Origin of the sequence: Streptomyces noursei (genome assembly GCF_001646665.1) — a bacterium.
GTDB classification, from domain to species: domain Bacteria; phylum Actinomycetota; class Actinomycetes; order Streptomycetales; family Streptomycetaceae; genus Streptomyces; species Streptomyces lavendulocolor.
Genome location: NZ_LWBU01000169.1, coordinates 293,010 through 299,307 on the forward strand (window position 1 = coordinate 293,010; position 6,298 = coordinate 299,307).

6 protein-coding genes are annotated in these 6,298 nt (G+C 74.2%); 1 reads left to right on the forward strand and 5 read right to left on the reverse strand.

The window, feature by feature from the left end; translation table 11 throughout:
* Positions 1-63: 63 nt before the first annotated feature.
* A complete protein-coding gene (upp, locus tag A4V12_RS15050) occupies positions 64-699 on the forward strand; it encodes a uracil phosphoribosyltransferase (protein ID WP_064069841.1) in 636 nt (211 codons plus the stop codon).
* Between the two features lie 45 nt (positions 700-744).
* On the opposite strand, the gene A4V12_RS15055 is transcribed toward upp, so the two are convergent.
* The 5 genes from A4V12_RS15055 to A4V12_RS15075 all read right to left on the reverse strand — a co-directional run bounded on the left by A4V12_RS15055 (position 745) and on the right by A4V12_RS15075 (position 6,151).
* The gene (locus A4V12_RS15055; RefSeq protein WP_064069842.1) at positions 745-1,374 is read right to left on the reverse strand and encodes a LytR C-terminal domain-containing protein; all 630 of its coding nucleotides are present in this window, start codon (positions 1,372-1,374) and stop codon (positions 745-747) included.
* A gap of 121 nt (positions 1,375-1,495) precedes the next feature.
* A complete protein-coding gene (locus tag A4V12_RS15060) occupies positions 1,496-1,792 on the reverse strand; it encodes a type II toxin-antitoxin system VapB family antitoxin (RefSeq protein WP_003999914.1) in 297 nt (98 codons plus the stop codon).
* Positions 1,793-2,014: 222 nt separating this feature from the next.
* A complete protein-coding gene (locus tag A4V12_RS15065) occupies positions 2,015-3,559 on the reverse strand; it encodes a M28 family metallopeptidase (protein ID WP_064069843.1) in 1,545 nt (514 codons plus the stop codon).
* A gap of 138 nt (positions 3,560-3,697) precedes the next feature.
* The gene (locus A4V12_RS15070) at positions 3,698-4,366 is read right to left on the reverse strand and encodes an HhH-GPD-type base excision DNA repair protein (protein WP_064069844.1); all 669 of its coding nucleotides are present in this window, start codon (positions 4,364-4,366) and stop codon (positions 3,698-3,700) included.
* Positions 4,367-4,498: 132 nt separating this feature from the next.
* Entirely contained in the window at positions 4,499-6,151 is a 1,653-nt protein-coding gene (locus A4V12_RS15075) for a PLP-dependent aminotransferase family protein (RefSeq protein WP_064069845.1), read from the reverse strand.
* Positions 6,152-6,298: the final 147 nt, after the last annotated feature.

Genomic DNA, 6,298 nt, shown 5'->3' on the forward strand with positions numbered 1-6,298 from the left:
TCCGTCCACCCCACCTTCCCTCCGCGGCGGGGGTGCATGCCAGTGCGGGCTACTGTTGAGGGCATGCGGATCCACGTCGTCGACCACCCGCTGGTGGCGCACAAACTCACCACGCTGCGCGACAGGCGCACCGACTCCCCGACCTTCCGGCGGCTCGCCGACGAGCTGGTCACCCTGCTCGCGTACGAGGCCACCCGGGACGTGCGTACCGAGCAGGTCGACATCGAGACCCCGGTCACCCCGACGACCGGCGTGAAGCTGTCGAGCCCCAAGCCGCTCGTGGTGCCGATCCTGCGGGCCGGCCTCGGCATGCTCGACGGCATGGTGCGGCTGCTGCCGACCGCCGAGGTGGGCTTCCTCGGCATGATCCGCAACGAGGAGACGCTCGAGGCGTCCACCTACGCCACGCGCATGCCGGAGGACCTGTCAGGGCGCCAGGTGTACGTCCTGGACCCGATGCTGGCGACGGGCGGCACGCTGGTCGCCGCGATCCGGGAGCTGATCAAGCGCGGCGCGGACGACGTGACGGCGGTCGTGCTGCTGGCGGCCCCCGAGGGCGTCGAGGTCATGGAGCGCGAGCTGGCGGGTACGCCGGTGACGGTCGTGACGGCCTCGGTCGACGAGCGCCTCAACGAGCACGGCTACATCGTGCCGGGCCTGGGCGACGCGGGCGACCGGATGTACGGAACGGCGGACTAGCGGTCCCCGCACCGCGTACCGCGGCCCGGGGGCCGCGGTACGCGTTCAGCACTTCCCGGAGGGCGCGGGCGCGGGCTTGGCCAGGGCGGTCAGGGCCGCGGTCGCGTCCTTCGGCGGTGTGAGGGCCTTGAAGGCGGTCCCGATGATCAGGTCCACGTCCGCCGTCGCCCGGGCGTCCATCTTGAGCGTGGCGCCCTTCAGCTGCGTACCCAGCACGGGGAAGGCGTTCTCGCGGGCCCCGGGGGCGCCCAGCAGCATGCCGGTGCCGGGGACCTTCTTGTCGTAGGCGGCCGGCGCGTTGCCCACCTTGCCGATCGCGAAGCCGCGCTTCTTCAGCTCGTCGGCGGTCGTCTTGGCGAGGCCCGCGCGGGGCGTCGCGTTGTAGACGTTCACCGTGATCTGCGCGGGCTTGAGCGGTACGTGCACCGGGGTGACGGGCACCTTCCGCGGCTTGCAGCCGGGGCCCGCCGTGGTGCGTGCGCGGCTGTCCGCCGAGCCTCCGCCGAAGACATCGATGAGCTGCAGCGTTCCCCAGCCGGCCAGGCCGAGGGCGACCACTGCGGCGAGGGCCGCGACCACGATCCGGCGACGCCGACGAGGGCGGCGCATGCGCGGGTAGGCATTACCCGTGATGCGGTACTTTCCGCCCATACCGGGGGGAGTGAGCATGCTCATGAGCGCAGCGTAATGCCGCCCGGGGACTATGCCTACTAAACGATCAGTGGATGGGGCCGGACGGGTGCGAAAGGGCCCGAAAGGCTGACACCACCGGGCGCGTCCGCCGGATCCGGGCCGATCAGTCCAGTTCCAGCACGCGGGCGTGGAGCACCTGGCGCTGCTGGAGGGCCGCGCGCACGGCGCGGTGCAGTCCGTCCTCGAGGTAGAGGTCGCCCTGCCACTTCACGACGTGCGCGAAGAGGTCGCCGTAGAACGTCGAGTCCTCGGCGAGGAGCGTCTCCAGATCCAGCTGGCCCTTGGTGGTCACGAGCTGATCGAGGCGGACCGGGCGCGGCGCGACATCCGCCCACTGCCGGGTGCTTTCCCGGCCGTGGTCGGGATACGGCCGCCCGTTACCGATGCGCTTGAAGATCACACGGAAAGCCTACCGGGCGAGCGCCTCCCGGCGCAGCCACGCGACGCCGGTGCGCTGCGGGGGAATTTCCCGCATACCGGGACAGGCGGGACAGGTGGGACCGGGCGGGCCGCACCGCGCCCCCGGAACGCGGACGGCGCGCCGCGGAGGTCGTCCGCGGCGCGCCGTCCCGGGCCGGTGCCCGTATGTCCTCCCGGGCCGGTGCCCGTTCGTCCTCCCGGACTACTCGGTCACGTCGTGGTCGTGGCCGTCGTGCAGGCCGCCGCCGCTGCCCGCGTCACCGTCGGTGGGGACGGTGACGACCGGCTTGCGCAGCGAGCTGAGGTCGTGGGAGTAGACGCCCACGGCGTTGGCGATGACGTCGATGTTGGCGTCGAACGCCGTCATGTTGACGTTCTTGATGTCGTCGCACTTGGCGTGGTAGCACGCGTCGTACGCCACACCCGCCGTGCCGCCGAACTTCTCCGCCTGCTTGGCGGTCTTCAGGCCCTCGGCGCCGGTGAAGGTGCCACCGGACGGGATGCCGACCTCGATGAACGGCCCGTAGTCCGAGCGGCCGGTGAAGTCGGTGCCCTCGTGCGGGCGGCCCTGCTTGTCCATGAACTCGTTGATGTCGCGCTCGATCTGCGCCGAGCCGGCCGGACCGGCGGGGGCGCCGACACCGTCGGAGTTGTCGCCGTCGTACACGAACAGCCCGTAGTTCGGCGAGGCGATCATGTCGAAGTTCAGGTAGAGCTTGATCTCCTTGCGGTCCAGCTCGCTGAGGTTCGCGACGTAGTGCTCGGAGCCGAGCAGGCCGTTCTCCTCGGCGGACCACCAGGCGAAGCGCACCTTGTTGGTGGGCTTCTCCTTGGACTTGGCCAGGTCCAGGGCGACTTCCAGCAGACCGGCGGAGCCGGAGCCGTTGTCGTTGATGCCGGGGCCGGCGGTCACCGAGTCGAGGTGCGCGCCGAGCATCACGGTGTTGGCGGCGTTGCCGCGCGCGGTCTCCGCGATGACGTTGTTCGTGGTCCGCTTCTCCTGGAGCTGGCGGATCTCGAAGTCGACCTCGACCGGGCCCTTGGCCAGGTCGGCGACGAGCTGCTCGCCGTCGGCCTGGGAGACGCCACCGGTCGGGATCTTGCCGGCCGCCGGGTCGCCCAGGGTGCCGCCGAGCGCGCCCGGGACGTTGTTGTAGACGATGGCGCCGATCGCGCCCGCCGCGGCGGCCTGGGCCTGCTTGTCGGCGAACGTGCAGCCGCCGCGCTTGATCAGGGCGATCTTGCCGGTGAAGGTGCCGGACGCGTAGTCGGCGGCCTCGCAGCCGGGCGTCGCGTCGTCCGCGGGGGCCGGGACGGCGGCGAGGCCGGCCTTCACCCCGCCGACCGGCGTCGACTTGGTGTAGGTCATCGCCCCGATGGTGAGAGCACGCGGCGCCGGCGAGACGACCGCGAGCCTCTCCGCCTGGGTCTGGGTGTAGATGAACTCGAACTTCTGGTACGAGACCTGGTAACCGGCCTTCTTGAGCTGCTGGTACACGTACGCGGCCGAGGCGTCGTGTCCGAGCGAGCCGGCCGCCCGGTGGCCGTCGGCCGAGTCGGCTATCTGCTGGAACTTCTCCAGGTGCTTGTAGGCGTCCTTGCCGGACGCCTCCCGCACCAGCTTCTTGGAGAGCTTCGCGGCGTCCTTGGCCGCTTCGGCGCCGGGGTCGTGCCGACCGGCGGAAGCGGGGGATGCGGAAGCCAGCAGGAGCGGGGTGGCGAGTGCGGCTGCGGCCAGGGTGGCCACGGCTCTGCGATGGGATGCGTTCACAGAGGTCCTTCCCGGTGCGAACGAGGTTGAAGGGAAGCTAGCGATCTCCCACGCTCCTGTGAACAGATGTGCCGCAACTCACGTGATATTCCGTACGATTGGCAACGGAACATGTCACTCCGGCGCCGAACTTCCCGACCTCCCGGTCGATTTGGCACCCTTGGCGGTCCCGCCGCCCGCCGCGCCCTTCGCGGGCCGCTCGGACTTGGCCGCCTTCGCGGCGCGCTTCGCCTCCTGCTTGTACGCGCGGACCCTGGCGAGCGACTCCGGCCCGGTGATGTCGGCGGCCGACCGGTACGCGCCCTGCTCGCCGTACGCGCCCGCCGCCTCCCGCCAGCCCTCGGGCCGTACGCCGTACTGCTTGCCCAGCAGCGCCAGGAAGATCTGCGCCTTCTGCCGGCCGAACCCGGGCAGCGCGAGCAGCCGGTCCAGCAGCTCCCGCCCGGTGGCGGCGTCCGACCAGACGGCCTCCGCCTCACCGCCGTACTCGTCCACCAGGTACTGGCACAGCTGCTGCACCCGCTTCGCCATCGACCCCGGGTAGCGGTGCACGGCGGGCTTCGCGGACAGCAGGGCGACGAAGGCCTCCGGGTCGTACGCCGCGATCGCGTGCGCGTCCAGGTCGTCGGCGTCCATGCGCCGGGCGATCGTGTACGGGCCGGAGAACGCCCACTCCATGGGCACCTGCTGGTCCAGGAGCATTCCGACGAGCGCGGCCAGCGGACTGCGGCCCAGCAGCTCGTCGGCCTCGGGTTGCTGGGCGAGGTGGATCGTCGTCGTCATGATCCGATGATCGCGCCGGTTCCGGCACGTCGCACGGCGGATGCGCCGGGCGGGGCGGGCGGGGGCGGGCGGGGGCCGACGTGGTTCGCCGGTCGCCGGGTGGGGGATGGGCGGGTGGGCGGCCGCCCCGGCTCACCGGCCGCCGGGTGGGCGGCCGATGGCCCCGCCGATGATCCGGACGCCGTCCGCGACCGTGCCGGGGCCGCCGGCCGCGTACCCCATCACCAGGCCGGGCGGGCACGGCAGCTGGGCGTGCCAGGACAGCGGGTGCGTCTTCACGCCCCGCGCCAGGGCCGCCGCCGCGAGGCGGGTGTCCACCGGTCCGGCGGGCTCCGGGGGCGGGGTTCCGGGGCCGGCGGGTCCGGGGGCGGTCCCGGGTCCGCCCCCGCGCGGGGGGAAGGTGACGGTCAGGTGCAGCCCCGCCGCCGCCCCGTGCACCACCGCGCCCGGCAGGTGGCGCCCGATCGAGGCGATCATCGCGTCCCGCCGCTGCCGGTGCCGCCCGCGCAGCAGACGCAGGTGCCGTTCGAGCGCACCCGTCCCCATCAGCCGCGCCAGCACCAGCTGGGGCAGTGCGGCACTGCCGAGGTCCATGAACCGCTTGGCGTCCACCAGCGCGTCCCGGTACTTCGGGGGCGCCAGCACCCACCCGATGCGCAGGGCCGGGGCGAGCAGTTTGGACACGCTGCCGGCGTAGATCACCCGGTCGGGCAGCATCGCCCGCAGGGCGGGCACCGGCGGCCGGTCGTAGCGGTGTTCGGCGTCGTAGTCGTCCTCGACGACGAGCCCGTCGCGCTCGGCCGCCCAGCGCATCAGGGCGCGCCGCCGCTCGCCCCCGAGGACGACGCCCATGGGGAACTGGTGCGCCGGTGTCACGAGCACCGCCCGCGCGCCCGTGGCGTCCAGCGCGTCCACGCGCACCCCCTCGGCGTCGACCGGGACCGGCGGAGTGTCCAGGCCCCCGGCGCGCAGGTGCTGCCGGGCGCCGAGCGATCCCGGGTCCTCGACGGCCAGTTCGGTGACCCCGTCGGCGCGCAGCACCCGGGCGACGAGCCCGAGCGCCTGGGCGGTGCCGGACACGATCAGCAGCTCGGCGGGGTCGGCGCGGACGCCCCGGTTGCGGGCCAGCCAGTCCGTGACGGCGCGGCGCAGCTCGGGCGTGCCGCGGGGGTCGCCGTAGCCGAGGGCGGAGGCGGGGAGGGAGGCGAGGACGGCGCGTTCGGCGCGGAGCCAGGCGGCGCGGGGGAAGGACGCGAGGTCGGGAAGGCCGGGCGAGAGGTCGATGCGGGCGGGCGCCGCGCGCAGTGCGTCGTAGACGCCGGCCCCGGGCTCGCCCGGTACGAACAGCTCGCCGGCGCCCGGGAACTCGTACCGCCGCTGTCCCGGCGTGGCCGTGGCGCCCGCCGGGGCGGTCGTGCGGGCCGCCGCTGTGGTCGTGCCGGCCGCCGGGGCGGCGGTGACGCCCACCGGGGTGCTCGTGCCGGTTGCCGGGGCGGCGGTGGCGGGGGCCGGGGCCGTCGTGACGCCGACCGGGGCGGCCACGACCACCGTGCCGGCCCGCCCCCGCCCGGCGACGTGCCCGTCCTCGCCCAGCCGCCGGTACGCCTCGGTCACCACGCCCCGGGACACGCCCAGTTCGGCGGCGAGCACGCGGGACGCGGGCAGCCGGTTGCCCACCGGCAGCCGCCCGTCGGCGATCGCGTCCCGCAGGCGCGTGGCCAGCCACTGGGACAACTGCCCGGGCGGGGCCTGCCGGACGTCCAGCTGGAGGAAGTCGGCCGCCATGGGACCCCTCCGCCCCGCCCGCCCGGACCGGCCCGGCGACCGCCCGGACGAACCTGCGGCCGGCCCCGCCCAGGGCTGCGGCGAGGCCCGTTCCGGCGCGGCCCCGCCGGAACCGGCGCCGGGCGCGGGCGGCGCGCACCCCCCCCC

What these genes read in the sequence shown, in the direction of transcription:
- A4V12_RS15075 (WP_064069845.1), bottom strand. Translation starts at nt 6,151, where the DNA reads ATGGCGGCCGACTTCCTCCAGCTGGACGTCCGGCAGGCCCCGCCCGGG.
- A4V12_RS15070 (WP_064069844.1), bottom strand. Translation starts at nt 4,366, where the DNA reads ATGACGACGACGATCCACCTCGCCCAGCAACCCGAGGCCGACGAGCTG.
- A4V12_RS15055 (WP_064069842.1), bottom strand. Translation starts at nt 1,374, where the DNA reads ATGAGCATGCTCACTCCCCCCGGTATGGGCGGAAAGTACCGCATCACG.
- upp (WP_064069841.1), top strand. Translation starts at nt 64, where the DNA reads ATGCGGATCCACGTCGTCGACCACCCGCTGGTGGCGCACAAACTCACC.